Raw genomic sequence first — 19,816 nt, 5'->3', positions numbered from 1 at the left:
TTATATAAACTTACCTGAATATAATATATAACAGAATAGATCACCATTATAAGCTCAAGTATATTCTAAAGTACCGATCATCAGGACTACTATAAAGGATAATTAAACATTTTTTTTGGTAAAGTACAAGTAAAAATAATAAATTTTTTATTTATCTCAAATTTTTGTAAAATTAGGTTTATTATGTTTATCTATAGCAATGAGTTTATGTATATAAAAACAAGATATTACATCTAATGAATCATGTGGTAATATATACGTCATTAATCGTTATATTATACAAAATAATAAAGAAAAACGAAAAAAAAAGGAATAAACAGCTATATTACTGATTAGTCTATAAGAAGGGTAGTGGAAATAATGGATAATATTCTAGTTGAATTTGTTAATACATGTGCATGATGTAATAAATATGCTGTCTTCGTTGAAGATGAAGTAAAAAAATATAATGGAAAAATGAAGCTAAAAATTTATCGTGTAGGTAAAGATTTTGACTACATAAAGAAATACGGAATGGTTACTAAAAGTATGATAGTTATTAACGAAAAAAAGAAAATTCAAAATTTATCAGAAGGAGTAATTTCGAGAGCAATTGAAGAGGCGGTGATAAATAGCTAATGTCAATTTTAAATTACATAGAAAAAATTGTACTTGCTTCAATTAATATATTAAATGGTGCTTCAGTATGGCTAGTCATTAGCTTCATTTTAGCAGGACTACTCCATGATATATTAGCCCCTGATAAATTTCAAAAAATGCTTGGTAATAAAAAAATAAGTTCACTAATTAAAAGTACTATATCCGGTATGCTGTTACCTATTTGCAGCTGTGGAGTAATTCCATTAGGTTTGAGTATGTATTATTCAGGAGCGTATTTAGGACCAACACTAGCGTTTATGGTAGCTACTCCCATTATAAATCCCATAGCAGTTATATTATGCTTTGGACTTTTAGGTCCAGAAATTTCAATAATTTATTTAACTACTGGATTTGTAGTTCCAATTATTATTGGAATTATAGGTAATACTTTTGGAGGTTCAGAGCTAAAAGCACCAGGTGTAGAAGAAAATATTCAAGCTTATCTTGGAAATCCAAGTGCTATTTCACTTATATTTATAACATTACTGGCAACTGTTATGTATGTTTGTGCCGTAGGACATATTCCTTTTGTTGCAGCACTTATAGCCAGTGGAGCAGCACCGGGGATAGCTATTACATTTTTAATGGCTGGAGCGGCAACCAATCTCCCGGAATTAATAAGTATCTACAAAATCATAGGTAAACGTACGGTTATTATATATTCCTCGGTAATTGTTACAACTTCGGTATTAGTGGGTTATATAACTAATTTAATTTTAATGCCTAATTTTAAACCAGCTATGAACTTTGATAGAGTAGATAATTCAATAAGTGCAGCTAATAAAATTATTTTTGTTGCACCAGAATGGTTAAAATATTTATGTTCATTTATTATATTTTTATTTTGCATCCGTGCAATTTCACCAAATATTAAAAACTTTTTTGCTAGCAAAGAGGCTTAGACAAATAGAGTTATCTTTATTAAATTGTGAGGTTATTTGTATTATGAGGAAAAAAGAAATTATTTTATATGTACTAGTATTAATCATAATTACATTTATGTTTAGTGCATGCGTTGGCGCGCCTTGTAAAAATAAAGAATTAAAGAATATTGGAGTGACCAGGGATAATCCATTACTTCAATATTTCACTAAACTACATCCTGATAATGAAATTATTTTATGTGGACAAGAAGATGTAAATAATGATAATACTAAAGATTTAGTGATCATATATAGAGTGAGCAAAACTAAAAACGCTATGAAAATAGTTATTGCTAAAGAGCATAATTATAAATGTAGCAATGAAGTACCTGCTCCAATGGAAAATCAAATAATAAAGTTTAAAAATATAGATGATAAAGACCAAATAGAGGTTATTGTTTCGGGTTCTAAGAATGGACAAGTAGGATATGCAATTTTTAGACTCCAAAATATGAAGATTGTTAATTTATTTGGAAATGACATGGAAGACTGTTGTTAAATCATCTTCTTCAAAGAGGCAATATTAACGACTTCACAATGATATTTACCTCCTTGTAAATCTCTGTAGCAGATAACAATTCTCAATTGTTATCCTCCCACTTATGAAAAACGGGAGACTTTCCTTCTGAAATATCATTAAATATAAAAATCATAAATAGTAAAGGGGACTAAAAAAATGTTAAAATTAAAGAAAATTGCATTAGTAGTATCATTAGCAGCTGTAATGGCATCTTCATTAATAGCTTGTGGAAATAAGGGGGAAACAGCTAAAACTACCTCATCAAATAGTACAAAAGTTGAGAGTAAGGATGATTACACAATAAAGCTTGGGTACTATAACTGTGATCATATGACTGCAGCATGTGTAGCAAAAGATGCAGGAATATTTGACCAACTTGGTTTAAAGGTTGAAGTTACTGGTAATGGTAAAATTCCACAAGCTATGGCAACAGGACAAATGGATGCTGGATATATAGGATTTAAAGGTTTAAATACGGCTTATGCTAAAGGGTCTCCTATAATAGTTGCTGCTAATAATCATGATGGCGGTTCATACTATTTGGTAGTGTCAAATGATATTAAGAATCCAGCAAAGGATTTAATAGGACAACCTATGGGAATTGGTTCAAAGCCAGAACAAACAGATTATAATTGGGAACAAATGGCTAACGATGCAGGTATACCTGTTAAAGGCGAAAATTATAAAGGAATAAATTTTGATTCAGATCAAGCTAAATATCTTGCTATGAAAACAGGAAAAATTAAAGGCTATGTATGTTGTGACCCTTGGGGATCCATGGCTGAATTTGAAAAAACAGGACGCATTTTAAGTACACATTTAATGACTGGAAAAGAGCTGGGGAATTGCTGTGTATTCTCTCTAAATAAGAAGTTTGCGAAGGAACATCCTGAACTTGCTAAGAAAATGGTATTAGCTCATACAAAAGCAATAGAATACATTTATACACATCCATTAAAAGCAGCAAAAATCTTTGCAAAAAACTATAATGTACCTGAAGAAGCGGCTTTATTAACTGTGTATAAAAAGACAGTAGGAGAAGGAAGAACTCTTTCTTGGAAAGTTGACCCTAAAAAATTTAAGCATGAAATGGAGTTTGAAATAAGCAAAGGATTATATAGTGATTCAAATAAATATGAGGACATTGTTATTACTAAATATTTAGATGAATCTGGTGCTGATGATTTCGATAAATTTATAAAAGAAAAAGTAAATGCTGTATTCCCACTAGGGATGTCTTTTGAAAATTGGAAAGCTAAATCCAATGAAATCGATAAATAAAAATATAGTTTTAGCTTTTATTACTATAATTTTATTAATAATAGGAATTATCTTTATGCCAAAGGAAAAGCTTAAGGATAAAATAAAAATCGGAGTGGCTAATGATATCTCTGGCATGGTTATTGACTATATGATTAAAAATAAAAGATTAAATAATGCAGATATTCATGAGGATTTTGAAAGCTATACAATGAATGATTGCTGAAGTAACACTGCTCAATGGGCATTGAGCTCTGATGTTTTAGACCTAGCAATTGTATGTGTAAATGCAGCCGAAAAATTCATTGAAAAGGATCCAAGATTTGAAATTGTTGGAGTTTGTGTTGAAAACTCAGATATATTTGTAACAAAAAGTGGAGTAACACCTAAAAAAATAGGTGTTACTCAAAATAAAAAATATCAAGAACAAATAGTGAAAGACCGATTTGGTAACAAATGTGAAATAGTTCCTATGCTTGGACGCGCCCTGCCTTATGCATTAGAAAATAACCTAGTGGATGGGGTTATATTAGATGTTACTAAAGGATGGATGCTAAATGGAGTCAAAGATAAAATTTCAGTAAATAGAGATTATGTTACATATGTACTTTTAGTCAGAAATGATTTTAAAAAAAATCCTGTTTATAAAAAGTTTATAACTGCATATAAAAAATCCGTAAAGGAATTAGAAGCAGAAGATGTATTGTTAGAAGAATTAAAAGGTTATGTAAATAGTAGTATTACTGAAAGGGGACTAGCTGAATGGCGAAGATGGAATATAAATCTTGTACCTATAATTCCACAAACAAACCTAGTAAACTAAAAAATAAAAATACTAAATATATTTTTTATAAGATATTGGTTGGCTTAGCTTTAATAGGAATATGGCAATTAACTGCTATGCATTATGATAAAGAAATAATATTACCCTATCCAAAGAATACAGCAATTGCATTTTTTCACTGCATTACTAGCATTGAAATAGTAACCAATATATTAATTACATTAGGACATGTATTAAAAGGATTTTTGTGGTCATTAGCCTTGGGTTTGCCACTAGGATTTTTAATGGGAAGCTTTCCACTAGCAAACGAGTTAATTAGTTGGATAGTGTACTCTGTAAGACAGGTTCCAATTATGGCGTGGGTACCACTTACAATTGTATGGTTTGGTATTGGAGATGGTCCAACAATATTCTTAATTGCTTTTTCTGGAATATTCCCTATAATCTTAAATACTATACACTGTGTAAAAAGTATATCAAAGGATTACTATAATGCTGCAAGAAGTATGGGAGCTGGCCACTTAAGCATTTTCAAAAATATTGTTATACCAGCATCTATACCAGATATTTTGACAGGATCTAGACTGGCTATTAGTACTGGCTGGATGTCCGTTATCTGAGCGGAGTACATAGCGGCAGGTGCCGGCTTAGGTTTCTCTATGGTTGAAGCTCAAACAAGAATGCAAACAGATATGTTAATAGCACTAATGGTTTTTGCAGCACTTGTAGGTTTCGGTATTGATAGAATATTACAACTTTTAAATAAAAGGCTTACAAAATGGAGGTATGCTCAGTAATGAAGGTTAGACTTGAGAATGTATGTAAGACATTTAATAATAATAAAGAAGTTCATGAGGTATTAAAAGATATAAGTTTTGATGTTAAAGAAGGACAGTTTATTTCATTACTTGGACCTTCAGGCTGTGGTAAAACTACTCTTTTAACAATAATTGCAGGTTTTAAGCCAGCAACATCAGGTAAAATTTCAGTTAGTGGTAAATACGTATCTAGCGGGGGTTCAGATAGAGGATTTGTATTTCAAAACTATGCACTATTTCCCTGGATGACTGTAGCCGATAATATTTTGTTTCCTATGAAGGAACAAAAAATTCCCAAGGCAGAAAGAGAAAAAAAACTTGGAGAACTTTTAGAAATGGCTCAGCTACTGGGAAAAGAAAATTTATTTCCTCACCAGTTATCTGGAGGAATGAAACAGAGGACAGCGGTTATACGTGCCCTAGCATGTAAACCAGAAGTGTTATTAATGGATGAGCCCTTAGGCGCTGTAGATTTTCAAATGAGACAAATACTTCAAGAAGAATTGGAAGCTTTATGGCTTAAAGACAGAACCACAGTAATTATGGTGACTCATGATGTTGATGAGGCTGTTTATATGAGTGATAGAGTTATTGTTATGTCTACTGAAAAAGGAAAAATACTAGAAGATATGAATATTGACCTTGAAAGATCGCGAGATCGCGAGAGTGAAAAATATAAAAAATATAAAGACACTCTTACAAATATACTGAAAAAAGCACTAAATAGAGACGATTCTAAGGTGGTGTAGAGTTACAGTGAATTTTATGGTGCTAACTCTGAAATATTAGTTAGCAATAAATGAATAGGAGAAAATAATTATGAGTTATATGAAAAATACTATAGTTAAAGATATAGATGGTAATGCTTTTACTTTCAAAAATTATCCCTCAGAAAGATTATATATTGATAGTATTTATTCAAGATTATCTTTAATAGAAAATGAGGTAAGAAGATTAATAATGGATTATATTATATATAATGCCATACCTTTTAATTCAAAAGAGACATCTTCTATTATATTAGAAAAACTAAATATCAGTAAAGAAAAATTTAAGCAAATTTTAGATAGTTTAGTTAGTAAAAATGCTATGGTAATGGATGAAGATAATAATGTGAATTTTATTTATCCAGTTTCAGCTTTTAATACTAATCATAAAGTTCATTTATCAGATGGACGCGTATTTAGTGCAGTGCAGTTGATGCTATGGGATCTTCTTTTACATTTAATCAAAATATAAAAATTAATTCTAAGTGTAGCGAATGTGGAGAGGATATCTTTGTTGAGATTAAAAATGGACAACTCGCTAATTATAGTCCAGAGCTTACACATGTACTCCATGTAGATTTAAATAAAAACCAAAACTGGTCAGGCAACTGCTGAAATATTATGAATTTCTTCTGTACGAAGAAACATTATGATACTTGGGTTAATAAAATGCAAATTCCAGAAGAAGATATTTTCTGTCTGGATATTCAAGAGGCCATACTAGTTGCAAAAATGATATTTAACTCAAGCTTTTCAAAAGACTTTCCTTATGCTAACGTTTGATGTTTAAAAATAGAAAATCATAACTTACACAAAAGTTATGGTTTATCTTTTACTTTTTATAATTCCAAATACCAACCTATCTTCATATTTATCTGTTCTTCTATTATAAGCTGCTTCCTTTTTTAAACCCTCTTTTTCAAATCCAAGTTTTATATTTAATTTAATTGAAGCAGTATTTTCAGGATCTATCAATGCCTCTATCCTATTAAGTTCTATAACCTCAAATGCATAACATATTACTTTTTTCGAAACTTCACTCATTATATTTTGTCCCCAATATTTTTTGTTAAGCATATAACCTATCTCTGATTTTGAATTCCAAGTGTCAAAATCATGAAGTGTGATCAACCCTATAACATGATTGTTTTTCTTAAGTGTAATACACCACCTAATGAACTTTTTAGTCTTAAATCCATTTATAAAAAACTCCACTGACTTCTTTGCTTGTTCAATAGTTGCCATAGATTTTATTTGCTGGTATTTTACTGCATCCTCATCAGAATATATATCATATATAGCTGGATAATCCGTTTCTACTACCTCTCTTAATATAAACCTTTCAGTCTCAAGTTTAGGAAATTCATTAAATATAGAATCAATTTTGAGCATTTTTTTACAACTCCTTCTTTATATTAAGCATCTTGTAAATAGCTTCTAATTAGATGTTTTTGAAGATGCCTTAATTTGGGGAAAACAAAAAAAGCCCACCATTTTTCAACAGTTGACTCCCTCTTAATAAATTATATCATATTTAAACTAATTTTACAATATTGGTATTATAATTACATTGGTTAAATTTGTTGATTTTGCATATAATTTGTAATATACTTATAATATTACTTGTATGAATTAATCTAATTATATACATAATTTAGGTTTAGGGGGATTAAATATGCTAATTGAAAATAAAAAGTATACTGCACTTGATATTGTATGACTTCCATTAAACTCTTCACCACTTTATGGGATACTAATAGCAATTTCAAAAATATTAGATGGTATAATTCCTAGTTTACTAATACTTGCTACTGCAAAATTTATAGATATTTCAATTTCAGTAGTATCTTCTAGTGGAGACCTTAAAAAAGTTTTCCCATCAATATTCCTTGTAGTCGCACTAGTTGGGTATAGCTGGATTTCAGTAAGACTTATAAAATTTGTGGAAATTAAGCTAGAAATTAAGCTTAGAGAAGACCTTAGATTAGGTATGGTAAAAAAAAGAGCAAGATTATCTTATAAATACATAGAAAATAGTGAGAGTTGGGATTTAATTTCAAGGGTTTGCAAAGATCCAGAAAGCAAATTAAGCAAAGCCTATATTAATTTTCTAGCGCTAATATCAATGATCATAAAAGTTGCTGGTCTTTTATTTATACTTATAGCTCAGGTTTGGTGGGCTGCTTTAATTATTTTAGCTGTCTCTGTTCCACTATTTATGTTATCTATGAAGAGTGGAAAGGCTACCTATGAAGCTGATAAAGAAACATCGAAATACAAAAGAAAATATGAATATCTTAAAGAAGTGCTCACGGGAAGGGAAAGTGTTGATGAAAGGAGTCTATTTAGATTTAGTAATAACATAAACAAAAAGTGGTGGGAGCAATATGAAATTTCTAGAAAGATAATTCTAAAGACTGAAGCTAAGTGGTTTATAAGAATGAAGGCAGGCGGTATTATTACATCTTTTATATCTATTTTTATAATAATCGTGCTTATAAAACCTGTTACATCAGGACTGATAACTATTGGTATGTTTATAGCACTTGTAAATGCTGTAACTTCACTTATTCAAATATTATCTTGGAATCTTTCCTTTCTTGTAGGTGAACTTACAAAAAACATAGAGTATTTAAAAGATTTAACTAATTTCTCTTCTCTTAAGGAAGAAAAAGGAGCTACTGATAATCCTCTAGAAACCCCAGTTAAATTTAAGAGTTTAGAGTTTAAGAATGTAAGGTTTAAGTATCCACAAACTGAAAATTATATATTAGATGGAATGTCCTTTGTTATAGAACATGGAAAACACTATGCCTTTGTAGGATCAAATGGAGCAGGTAAGACAACTATAACAAAGCTTATAACTGGTCTTTATGATGAGTATGAAGGCGATATATTAATTGATGGTGACAATATAAGGGAATACAGCCAGAGCTACCTTAAAGCCCTATGTTCAGTAGTATATCAAGATTTTGCTAAGTATTATATTTCCTTCATTGTTACCCACAGAATAGGCTCAGCTAAAATAGCTGACAGAATTATAGTTATGGATGAAGGAAGAATCGCCGAAATAGGAACACATGAGGAGTTAATAAATCTGGGTGGTAAATACTCTGAAATGTATGAAGCTCAAGCTCAGTGGTATGTTAGAGCTTGAATTTTTCCATCAATTTAATGAACCTTTTAGTCTTTATATAAAATAAAAACCACTAAGTTAGACTTAGTGGTTTTTTCTTACCTGGCGACGACCTACTCTCCCACAAAGTTACCCCTGCAGTACCATTGGCGCATTGAAGCTTAACCGACCTGTTCGGTATGGGAAGGGGTGTTACCTTCATGCCATAATCACCAGATTGAGAAAATTATATTCTCTCAAAATTGCACAGTGAAATTATCTTCTCGCTTTCGCTTGAAGCTTACGCTTTATATATATTAAGGTCAAGCCCTCGACTTATTAGTATTAGTCAGCTGAACATGTTACCATGCTTACACCTCTAACCTATCAACCTGGTGTTCTTCCAGGAGTCTTACTAACACCGTGCTTACGCACGAGTTATGGGAAATCTCATCTCAGGGTGGGCTTCACGCTTAGATGCTTTCAGCGTTTATCCCTTCCAAACATAGCTACCCAGCGATGCCACTGGCGTGACAACTGGTGCACCAGAGGTTTGTCCATCCCGGTCCTCTCGTACTAAGGACAGCTCCCTTCAAATTTCCTACGCCCGCGACGGATAGGGACCGAACTGTCTCACGACGTTCTGAACCCAGCTCGCGTGCCGCTTTAATGGGCGAACAGCCCAACCCTTGGGACCTACTTCAGCCCCAGGATGCGACGAGCCGACATCGAGGTGCCAAACCTCCCCGTCGATGTGGACTCTTGGGGGAGATCAGCCTGTTATCCCCGAGGTAGCTTTTATCCGTTGAGCGATGGCCCTCCCACGAGGTACCACCGGATCACTAAGTCCGACTTTCGTCCCTGCTCCACTTGTAGGTGTCGCAGTCAGGCTCCCTTCTGCCTTTGCACTCTTCGCGCGATTTCCAACCGCGCTGAGGGAACCTTTGAGCGCCTCCGTTACTTTTTTGGAGGCGACCGCCCCAGTCAAACTGCCCACCTAACAATGTCCTGTGACCAGATTCATGGCCTCCAGTTAGAACCTCAGTACTGTCAGGGTGGTATCCCAAGGATGACTCCACACAGGCTGACGCCCATGTTTCTCAGTCTCCCACCTATCCTGTACAGACAATACCGAAATTCAATGCTAAGCTACAGTAAAGCTCTACGGGGTCTTTCCGTCCAATCGCGGGTAGCCAGCATCTTCACTGGCACTACAATTTCGCCGGATGTGCTGTTGAGACAGTGCCCAAATCATTACGCCATTCGTGCGGGTCGGAACTTACCCGACAAGGAATTTCGCTACCTTAGGACCGTTATAGTTACGGCCGCCGTTTACTGGGGCTTAAGTTCATACCTTCGCTTGCGCTAAGTAATCCCCTTAACCTTCCAGCACCGGGCAGGCGTCAGCCCCTATACATCAGCTTTCGCTTTAGCAGAGACCTGTGTTTTTGCTAAACAGTTGCTTGGGCCTATTCTCTGCGACCTACTTTCGTAGGCACCCCTTCTCCCGAAGTTACGGGGTCAATTTGCCGAGTTCCTTAACAGCAATTCTTCCGATGGTCTTAGGATTCTCTCCTCACCTACCTGTGTCGGTTTGCGGTACGGGCACCAATATCCTCGATAGAGACTTTTCTTGGCAGCGTGGAATCAGATACTTCAGGAATAAATTCCCTTCCCCATAACATCTCAGCGTTAAGAGCAAACGGATTTGCCTGCTTGCTCCGCCTAAATGCTTAGACACACATCCAATAGTGTGCACATCTTATCCTCCTGCGTCATCCCATTTCTAATAACGTCCATTGGTGGTATCGGAATATCAACCGATTGTCCATCACCTACGCCTTTCGGCCTCGGCTTAGGTCCCGACTAACCCTGAGAGGACGAGCCTTCCTCAGGAAACCTTAGGTTTTCGACCGTTAAGATTCTCACTTAACTCTCGCTACTTATGCCAACATTCTCACTTCTGTACCGTCCACCACTCCTTACGGTATGACTTCAGCCAGTACAGAAAGCTCCTCTACCGCGTACACATAGTGTACACCCATAGCTTCGGTGGTAAGTTTTAGCCCCGGACATCTTCGGCGCAGGATCTCTTGACTAGTGAGCTATTACGCACTCTTTGAATGAGTGGCTGCTTCTGAGCCAACATCCTAGTTGTCTTAGAAATCCCACATCCTTTTCCACTTAACTTACACTTTGGGACCTTAGCTGATGGTCTGGGCTGTTTCCCTTTTGACTACGGATCTTATCATTCGCAGTCTGACTGCCGAAATAAAAGTATATGGCATTCGGAGTTTGATAGGGTTCAGTAACTGTTGTCAGCCCCTAGCCCATTCAGTGCTCTACCTCCATTACTCAATTAATCGACGCTAGCCCTAAAGCTATTTCGAGGAGAACCAGCTATCTCCGAGTTCGATTGGAATTTCTCCGCTATCCACAGCTCATCCCATGGTTTTTCAACACCAACGTGGTTCGGACCTCCACGGAATTTTACTTCCGCTTCATCCTGGCCATGGATAGGTCACCCGGTTTCGGGTCTACGACATGCAACTATAGCGCCCTATTCAGACTTGGTTTCCCTTCGGCTCCGTACCTTAAGTACTTAACCTTGCTACATATCGTAACTCGTTGGCTCGTTCTACAAAAAGCACGCCGTCACACATAAAAAGTGCTCCGACCGGTTGTAGGCACACGGTTTCAGGTTCTATTTCACTCCCCTTCCGGGGTTCTTTTCACCTTTCCCTCACGGTACTTCTTCACTATCGGTCACTAGGTAGTATTTAGCCTTGGGAGGTGGTCCTCCCTGCTTCCCACAAGGTTTCACGTGTCTCGTGGTACTCTGGATTAGATCTGACTGTTTTTCCTTTTCATTTACAGGCCTATTACCTTCTGCGGAGCAGCTTTCCAGCTATCTTCAATTAAGGAATTGCAGTATTTATGATCTATCCTCAACCCCTAGGTCAAAGACCTAGGTTTGGGCTCTTTCCCTTTCGCTCGCCGCTACTTAGGAAATCGATGTTTCTTTCTCTTCCTCCGGGTACTTAGATGTTTCAGTTCCCCGGGTCTACCTCTGCATACCTATTTATTCAGTATGCAGTACATAGTTGTTACTATGTGGGTTCCCCCATTCGGAAATCTTTGGATCACTGGCTATTTGCGCCTACCCAAAGCTTATCGCAGCTTAACGCGTCCTTCTTCGGCTCCTAGTGCCAAGGCATTCGCCATGCGCCCTTTGTAGCTTAACCTTTATCTTTATCTACTTACGTAGATAATTTCGTCTATTTACATAAACGTTTTAATTCATTTTGCGAAATTGTATTAAATTCATCTATACACCATTTACATGGCTTTAACTTATTAAAACAACTTTAATTTCACTGTGCAATTTTCAAAGAACATTTTTAGAAAGATTAAATTATTAGTAAGCTCTTAAGAGTTTACTAAAATTAGTCTCTCAAAATTAAACAGAGAATAGGTTACGAGTAATTACAGTAGACATTTTGAAAAATAAAATTAATTATTCTTCTTGTTGCATTGACCGAAGTCTTTGCATCTACTCCCTAGAAAGGAGGTGATCCAGCCGCAGGTTCTCCTACGGCTACCTTGTTACGACTTCACCCCAATCATCAATCCCACCTTCGGCCGCTGGCTCCTTACGGTTACCTCACGGACTTCGGGTGTTACCAACTCTCATGGTGTGACGGGCGGTGTGTACAAGGCCCGGGAACGTATTCACCGCGACATGCTGATTCGCGATTACTAGCAACTCCGGCTTCATGTAGGCGAGTTGCAGCCTACAATCCGAACTGGGATGAGTTTTTGAGTTTGGCTCCACCTTGCGGTCTTGCATCTCTTTGTACTCACCATTGTAGCACGTGTGTAGCCCTAGACATAAGGGGCATGATGATTTGACGTCATCCCCACCTTCCTCCCGGTTAACCCGGGCAGTCTCACTAGAGTGCTCAACTAAATGGTAGCAACTAATGATAAGGGTTGCGCTCGTTGCGGGACTTAACCCAACATCTCACGACACGAGCTGACGACAACCATGCACCACCTGTCACCCTGTCCCGAAGGACTTCGCCCATCTCTGGGTTATGCAGGGGATGTCAAGTCTAGGTAAGGTTCTTCGCGTTGCTTCGAATTAAACCACATGCTCCGCTGCTTGTGCGGGCCCCCGTCAATTCCTTTGAGTTTTAATCTTGCGATCGTACTCCCCAGGCGGAATACTTATTGTGTTAACTGCGGCACCGAGGTTCGACCCCCGACACCTAGTATTCATCGTTTACGGCGTGGACTACCAGGGTATCTAATCCTGTTTGCTCCCCACGCTTTCATGCCTCAGCGTCAGTTACAGTCCAGTAAGTCGCCTTCGCCACTGGTGTTCTTCCTAATCTCTACGCATTTCACCGCTACACTAGGAATTCCACTTACCTCTCCTGCACTCTAGACACCCAGTTTCAAATGCAGCACCCAAGTTAAGCTCGGGTATTTCACATCTGACTTAAATGTCCGCCTACGCATCCTTTACGCCCAGTAAATCCGGACAACGCTTGCCACCTACGTATTACCGCGGCTGCTGGCACGTAGTTAGCCGTGGCTTCCTCCTCTGGTACCGTCATTATCGTCCCAGAAGACAGAACTTTACAACCCGAAGGCCTTCATCATTCACGCGGCGTTGCTGCGTCAGGGTTTCCCCCATTGCGCAATATTCCCCACTGCTGCCTCCCGTAGGAGTCTGGACCGTGTCTCAGTTCCAATGTGGCCGATCACCCTCTCAGGTCGGCTACGCATCGTTGCCTTGGTGGGCCGTTACCTCACCAACTAGCTAATGCGCCGCGGGTCCATCTCAAAGTGGAATTTTCCGAAGAAAAATCCTTTGATGTTTCAATCATGCGACCAAAACATATTATGCGGTATTAATCTCCCTTTCGGGAGGCTATTCCCCTCTTTGAGGCAGGTTACCCACGTGTTACTCACCCGTCCGCCGCTAATCCACCCCGAAGGGTTTCATCGCTCGACTTGCATGTGTTAGGCACGCCGCCAGCGTTCGTCCTGAGCCAGGATCAAACTCTCAATTTAAAAGTTTACACTTTTTATTTGAAATGAATAATCTGCGCCAACTGTTAAGCTGGTTAGCAAGCTCATTACATACTTTTTAGTCTTACGACTAAAATTACTTTTTTATCTAAAGTAATTAACTGGTCAAGCGAAATATTATTTCGCTATTTTACCTATTTCTCTGTTTAATTTTCAAAGACCAATTTGCTTTGTCATCATGTGACGACTTCTACTATATTACTAGGTTTCTCTTGTTTTGTCAATAACTTTTTAAAATTAATTTTCATTTGTATGATCCGTTTATGATAATGTCTTACTATACCACATTTGATTATGTCCCAAATATGAAAACATTGTATAATAAACCTCATGACTAGAAATGAGGTGCTGATAATAAGAAAGGTGAATTTAACTATGGAAGAAATGGATAAGTACTCTACTATAAAAAAATTAATAGAAACAGATGCCAATAAAAAGCGAGCAGCTATTGCTCTCAATTGTTCGGTTAGGCATATTAACAGAATGATTAAGGGGTATAAAGAAAGTGGAAAGGAATTCTTTATTCATGGTAATCGAGGGCGAAAGCCCGCACATGCTCTTGATGCTAATACCAAGCAGTTAATCCTAGATTTATATTGCACCAAATACCCTGAAGCTAATATTACCCATTTTTGCGAATTGCTAAAAAAGCACGAGAATATAACGGTTTCTACTAGCACCATTCGTTCTATCCTTATGCAAGATTTCATCCTGTCCCCTAAGGCGAAGCGTGCTACAAGAAAAAGGATTAAGGCTGAATTAAAAGAACTGCAAAAAGCAACTAATTCTATAAAAGAAATTGCTAAAATTCAAAGTTCCATAATTGCTGCCGAGGATGCACATCCTAGACGTCCAAGATGTGCTTATGCAGGCGAAATGCTTCAAATGGATGCTTCGGTACATCTTTGGTTCGGTAACGATAAAAGTCAGTTGCATATCGCAGTAGATGATGCTACTGGTGCTATTGTGGGTGCTTATTTCGATCCGCAAGAAACTTTAAATGGGTACTATCATGTACTACACCAAGTACTTACTAACTATGGTATTCCCTACATGTTATTCACTGATAGGCGTACGGTCTTTGAATATAAACAAAAAAATTCCCCTTCAGTTGAAGAGGACACATTTACACAATTTAGCTATGCATGCAAACAATTAGGTATTGAAATTAAAACCAGTAGTGTTCCACAAGCCAAGGGACGCGTAGAAAGAATGTTTCAGACGTTACAATCACGCCTCCCCTTGGAAATGCGGATAAGTGGTATAAACACAATTGAGCAAGCAAACGAATTCTTAAACTCCTACATAAAAGAATTCAATGCTCAGTTTGCATTACCTGTTGATAATATCAAATCTGTCTTTGAAATGCAACCAGATATTGAAAAAATCAACTTAACTCTTGCCGTATTGACCAGTAGGAAGGTGGATAACGGAAGTTGTATCAAATTTAAAAAGAATTATTATTTGCCTGTTGATTGCAATGGATATCCTGTACATTATCGCAAAGGAACAGTTGGAACGGTAATTCAATCATTTAATGGCGAGATTTTCTTGTGTGTAGATGAGAAAGTTTATGCGCTAGATTTATTACCTGGACATGAACTCTCCTCCAAAAACTTTGATTTAGCAGTTCCCAATACCCAACCTAGCAAACGCTACATACCACCAATGAATCACCCTTGGAAACAAGATTCGTTTGAGCGGTATCTAAAGAAACAGGCTCACCGGAACAATAATGTAGCATAGAAACACTAAAAATCTGTTCATTTTAGATCTTTGAAAAAGACAATCTTCAAAGGTTTATTAAGTGAACCCAAAATATACTTTGATAATAGATTAAGAAACTGACCAATGGAAGTCATAAATAATAAAATCAAATTAATAAAAAGAAATGGATTCTCATCCATTAGCTACGCTAATATAAATAGAAGGATTCATACACATTTTCAAAAATGACCTTTAAGCTTTAATGGACCCCCAATTATAAGCCTACGGCTAAAAGATATTTAGAAAAGATTTTAGGAAAATTTCAAAGTAATTAAATAATCTTATAGCCACTTTGTGCAATATTCATTAAGTAACCCAAATTAATAAAAGCACCAGAAAAACTGGTGCTAATGTTTTAAATATTTGAGGACATTTTCAAAAATGCTTGACATAACTTTTTAAAATTAATTTTCATTTGAAAACATATTAAATAGTAATTAACATTTAGCGTGCTTCGCCACTGCTTTGCGACGACAAGGAACATTCTATCATATAAATAAGAGCATAATTTCAACCAACATGTCACCTAGCTAGATTATCTTCATATTACTACATATAAGTATAAATAATTCGATATTTAGCATTCCGATACGCATGGTTAAGTATTATAACTCCATAGCCACTTAATCCAACTTATCTAGATCTTATGGTATTGGCTATCTTATAACTTACTTTGTTTTTGATTATATATAAATTGATCTAGCAAAAAAGACTTACCCTTTCAGGTAAATCTTTTCGTGTGCCTTATTCATTTTCTCTCAATCTTTCAATGATACTGTTTTTAGAAACACTCCCATAACACAACTTGGGAATAAAAATAGCAAAAATCATTAATCCTAAGGAACATACTACAATAGGTATAATTTTAAAATTATATTTAAAAATTGTAATTCCACTACAAAGTAAGCTTATTCCAAAATGTGTTATAAATATTCCAACAGTCGATACAATAGCAGTAGTAATAATAGCATAGTAAAGTCCTTCAAATATAAGCATTTTCAAAAGCTGTTTTCGAGTCATTCCCACACTTTCAAGTATGGCAAATTCTTGTTTTCTAGCCAAAATGCTTGTAAGCATAGTATTAACAAAATTCATAAGACCTATTATAAATATTACAGCGCTAAGGCTATAGCCTATTACAGAAAAAGTCTTTGTAAAATTTTTATATTCCTTTTCATAATCCTTTTTTGATCGATACTCTAAATCCTTATTGCTGCTCTGAAGTTTTTTAATATGATTTTCTATAGTGCTGCTTTTTTCTTTATCAATAAATATTTGTGCTGTCATTATTACTGGTTTTTTAATAAATGAAATGAATTCCTTTGATGGTATATAGGCTTTATATCCTGTTGGATTATAAATTTTTAGATCAAATGTCCTCACTACTTCTACCAATGCCATGACCTCAAAAGTTTTCTCTCCTCCATCTTTTAAATTAAGGGTTATTTTATCTCCTACTTCGTAGTAATCACATCCAAAGGATTGATGTATCAATATATATTTACCAGTTGAAAATTTTTCAAGGTTAAATTCACCTTTTATTATAGTATTTTTATTATACATATCCATGCAACCATTATCTAAACCATAAAGCTGAACTTCTACTTCTTTTCTACCCTGCATATTATCTTTTACCAGTTTTTCATTTACAGAAGCTTTTTTCATAACATCAAGCTTATGCTCATCAACCTCGTCTCGAGCAAATCCTGAATAAATTTTATCTACTTTTTTTACCCCCTGAATATTTTTTAATCCATTACACATTTTTTCATCAACTGTACTTACACCATTAAATATATTTTTTCCAAAATTAGAATAATTACTAATAACAAATTCACCTCGTATGCTATCTTTAAGATACAAATCCATATTAAAACTTCCAATTAGAGTAGAAATAAAATTAAACAATATAATGCTTAATGAAAGCGATGCTAGAAGAATAATTGCTTTTTTCTTATTTCTAAATATATTTGAAAAAGCCATCTTATAGAGTTTTGCACCACTTGTAGAATTTTTTATTCCTTTTTTATCTTTCATTTCTATTCCTGTATATCTTACTGCTTCAATTGGTGATACCCTAGACGCAATCTTACCTGGCTTATTTGAACTTAAAAAAACAGTTATTAAAGAAAACAATGTTGAACCTACAAATATAATAGGATTTATCGATATTGTTGTACTATCACTCATATTTGACGCACTAAGTGATATAGGCACAAGAACCGCCCCTATAAAATATCCACAAATTAAGCCTATAGGAATACCAATTAAAGATAGCATAAATGCTTGTTTTCGTATTATGCACTTTAATTGTTTTTTAGTAGTCCCGATGGTTTTTAATAATCCATAATATTTAGTATCCTTCACTACTGAAATATAAAATATATTATAAATCAAGAGGTATCCACTCACCATTATAAGTAATCCTATAATTATAAAAGGAATTATATTTGACAACTCTGTATCATGATTAGATAAATATCCCCAATTTACAGCATATCTTTCCTCTGAAAAACTTATACCTGTATCTTTAATAACTTTTTTCAAATTATTTTTAGTATCTGAAGCCTTATCAAACATAACATAAAGGTCAGTTAACCCTGTATACTTTCCATCCTTCATACTTTTATTTAAATCCACATCTTTAAGGTTTTTATCTACAAAATCCTTGGAAACTATTGCAATACCTGCGCCTGCAATTGCTTTATCTCCTTTCCAAAAACCACTTAAAACAAAGTCCTTTGTATATTTTTTATCCATTATAGTGTACTCTACTGTGACCTTTTCTCCAATTTTGTGGGGTACATTAAGCATATCAAGCACCCAAGTAGCTGTAGTTATTTCATTTTCATTTTCTGGTAACTTTCCTGTGGTTGCCTCACAAAATCCCCATTTTGCCCAATTTTCATCCACATAATGCAGCTCTACGGCATTACTTCGGAGCTCTTTATTCTCTACATCTGATATTGTAACTGTAGTTCCGTATTCTTTGACAAGTGGATGCTGCTTTAATTTATCTGTTTCCTCTTTTGTAAGGTACTTAAATCCACCGTGAGCTTTTGTACCTACCTGCCTCATAGTTGCATTTTGCATAGAATCAATTAAACTCATACCAATAGTAAATACTGCAGTAAATAATACAGTTGTAAGTACTATAGCTAAAAGCGCAAAAATATTTCTCGTTCTATTTGCCTTAAAGCTCCTTTTGGCAAGCTTAGAGGATATTTTTCTATTATTATTTTTAAACATTTGTAATCTGCCCCCTTGAAGACACAATCTTGCCATCCTCAATTCTTATAATCCTATCTGCAAGCTGTGCTATCTCTTCATTGTGGGTTATCATAACAATTGTTTGATTAAACTTTTTACTTGTGATTTTAAGAAGTCCTAAAACCTCCTGCCCTGTTTTAGTATCCAAATTTCCTGTAGGTTCATCTGCAAGTATTATAGAAGGCTTTGCAGCTATTGCTCTTCCAATGGCAACTCTCTGCTGCTGTCCTCCTGAAAGATTATTAGGCAAATTATTAAGCTTGCTACTTAACCCTAAAATACTCGCAATCTCCTCAATATAATCTTTATCAATTTTATTTCCATCAAGTTCTATAGGTAAAACTATATTTTCATATACATTAAGTATAGGTATAAGGTTATAATTTTGAAAAATAAAACCTATATTTCTACGTCTATAGATAGTTAGCTGTTCCTCATTCATACTGAATACATCTTTTCCATCAACAATAACTTTGCCCTCTGTAGGTCTATCTAATCCACCAAGCATATGTAAAAGTGTACTCTTACCACTTCCAGAAGTTCCTATAATCGCAACAAATTCACCCTTTTCAACTTCAAAATTAACTCCATCTAGTGCTTTTACCAAATTACTATCCTTACCATAATGTTTTTTTAGATTCTCAGTTTTTAAAAGCGACATCTTCCCATCCCCCATATATATTTTTTAGCCAGATTAAATTTAGTACATTTAAAATTTACGGTAACTATTAATCTAGAAAACCACTATGAATCATGATTTCATACCTAATTACTAAATAATGGCTATAAATATATCCTAACAAAACAATGTAACAAACTCCTCACAAAATATATATTAAATATCACAATATTG

General features: G+C 35.2%; 12 protein-coding genes, 3 rRNA genes and 1 pseudogene. 10 read left to right on the top strand and 6 right to left on the bottom strand.

The features are described 5' to 3' along the window. The first annotated feature begins 360 nt into the window (after nt 1-360). The 8 genes and pseudogenes from saoT (at nt 361) to saoL (ending at nt 6,494) form a co-directional block, all read left to right on the top strand. Nucleotides 361-618: a thioredoxin-like (seleno)protein SaoT gene (saoT, locus tag G9F70_RS26915; protein ID WP_263484254.1), complete on the top strand. Its 258-nt coding sequence runs from the start codon at nt 361-363 to the stop codon at nt 616-618. Next, nucleotides 618-1,541, top strand: coding sequence for a permease (locus tag G9F70_RS05750; RefSeq protein ID WP_164947113.1), 924 nt, complete (start codon nt 618-620; stop codon nt 1,539-1,541). The genes saoT and G9F70_RS05750 overlap by 1 nt, the downstream gene beginning before the upstream one ends. Before the next feature lie 43 nt (nt 1,542-1,584). Beyond that, on the top strand, nt 1,585-2,061 hold the full coding sequence (saoC, locus tag G9F70_RS05745) for a Cys-Cys-COOH (seleno)protein SaoC (protein WP_164947114.1): 477 nt from the start codon (nt 1,585-1,587) through the stop codon (nt 2,059-2,061). 177 nt (nt 2,062-2,238) lie between these two features. Next, the gene (gene saoX, locus G9F70_RS05740) at nt 2,239-3,363 is read left to right on the top strand and encodes an ABC transporter substrate-binding subunit SaoX (protein WP_164947115.1); all 1,125 of its coding nucleotides are present in this window, start codon (nt 2,239-2,241) and stop codon (nt 3,361-3,363) included. Then, complete coding sequence (gene saoB, locus G9F70_RS05730; RefSeq protein ID WP_411955993.1) at nt 3,323-4,165, top strand: ABC transporter substrate-binding (seleno)protein SaoB; 843 nt, start codon at nt 3,323-3,325, stop codon at nt 4,163-4,165. Before saoX ends, saoB begins: the two co-directional genes overlap by 41 nt. After that, nucleotides 4,105-4,923, top strand: coding sequence for an ABC transporter permease subunit SaoP (saoP, locus tag G9F70_RS05725; RefSeq protein ID WP_263484253.1), 819 nt, complete (start codon nt 4,105-4,107; stop codon nt 4,921-4,923). Before saoB ends, saoP begins: the two co-directional genes overlap by 61 nt. After that, nucleotides 4,923-5,693 (top strand): ABC transporter ATP-binding protein SaoA, encoded by a 771-nt coding sequence (saoA, locus tag G9F70_RS05715; RefSeq protein WP_164947118.1) that lies wholly within the window; start codon nt 4,923-4,925, stop codon nt 5,691-5,693. Before saoP ends, saoA begins: the two co-directional genes overlap by 1 nt. A 70-nt stretch (nt 5,694-5,763) precedes the next feature. Beyond that, nucleotides 5,764-6,494: pseudogene (gene saoL / locus G9F70_RS26910) on the top strand (MerB-like organometallic lyase SaoL). 42 nt (nt 6,495-6,536) lie between these two features. Here the strand turns inward: saoL and G9F70_RS05695 are convergent. Further along, nucleotides 6,537-7,103, bottom strand: coding sequence for a GNAT family N-acetyltransferase (locus tag G9F70_RS05695; protein ID WP_164947121.1), 567 nt, complete (start codon nt 7,101-7,103; stop codon nt 6,537-6,539). Between the two features lie 358 nt (nt 7,104-7,461). Here G9F70_RS05695 and G9F70_RS27240 point away from each other — a divergent pair, with 358 nt between their 5' ends. Next, nucleotides 7,462-8,868, top strand: coding sequence for an ATP-binding cassette domain-containing protein (locus tag G9F70_RS27240; RefSeq protein WP_224617803.1), 1,407 nt, complete (start codon nt 7,462-7,464; stop codon nt 8,866-8,868). A 79-nt stretch (nt 8,869-8,947) separates the two neighbouring features. Here G9F70_RS27240 and rrf read toward each other — a convergent pair. The 3 genes from rrf to G9F70_RS05675 all read right to left on the bottom strand — a co-directional run bounded on the left by rrf (nt 8,948) and on the right by G9F70_RS05675 (nt 13,908). Next, nucleotides 8,948-9,064: ribosomal RNA gene (gene rrf, locus G9F70_RS05685) — 5S ribosomal RNA — on the bottom strand. Between the two features lie 81 nt (nt 9,065-9,145). Beyond that, a 23S ribosomal RNA gene (locus tag G9F70_RS05680) occupies nt 9,146-12,071 on the bottom strand. A gap of 319 nt (nt 12,072-12,390) precedes the next feature. Further along, nucleotides 12,391-13,908, bottom strand: a 16S ribosomal RNA gene (locus G9F70_RS05675). The 16S, 23S and 5S rRNA genes sit together here, the layout of an rRNA operon. Nucleotides 13,909-14,301: 393 nt before the next feature. Here G9F70_RS05675 and G9F70_RS05670 point away from each other — a divergent pair. Beyond that, nucleotides 14,302-15,672 carry an ISNCY family transposase gene (locus G9F70_RS05670; RefSeq protein ID WP_164948111.1) on the top strand — a complete coding sequence of 457 codons (1,371 nt, stop codon included), beginning with the start codon at nt 14,302-14,304 and terminating at the stop codon, nt 15,670-15,672. Between the two features lie 765 nt (nt 15,673-16,437). Here G9F70_RS05670 and G9F70_RS05665 read toward each other — a convergent pair. After that, nucleotides 16,438-18,942, bottom strand: coding sequence for an ABC transporter permease (locus G9F70_RS05665; protein ID WP_164947986.1), 2,505 nt, complete (start codon nt 18,940-18,942; stop codon nt 16,438-16,440). Next, a complete protein-coding gene (locus G9F70_RS05660) occupies nt 18,935-19,624 on the bottom strand; it encodes an ABC transporter ATP-binding protein (RefSeq protein ID WP_125006558.1) in 690 nt (229 codons plus the stop codon). The genes G9F70_RS05665 and G9F70_RS05660 overlap by 8 nt, the downstream gene beginning before the upstream one ends. Nucleotides 19,625-19,816: the final 192 nt, after the last annotated feature.

The sequence above is a fragment of the Clostridium sp. FP1 genome (assembly GCF_011065975.2).
In the GTDB taxonomy this organism is placed as follows: Bacteria; Bacillota; Clostridia; order Clostridiales; family Clostridiaceae; genus Clostridium_AD; species Clostridium_AD tagluense.
This window is presented reverse-complemented; position numbering and strand designations above follow the sequence as displayed.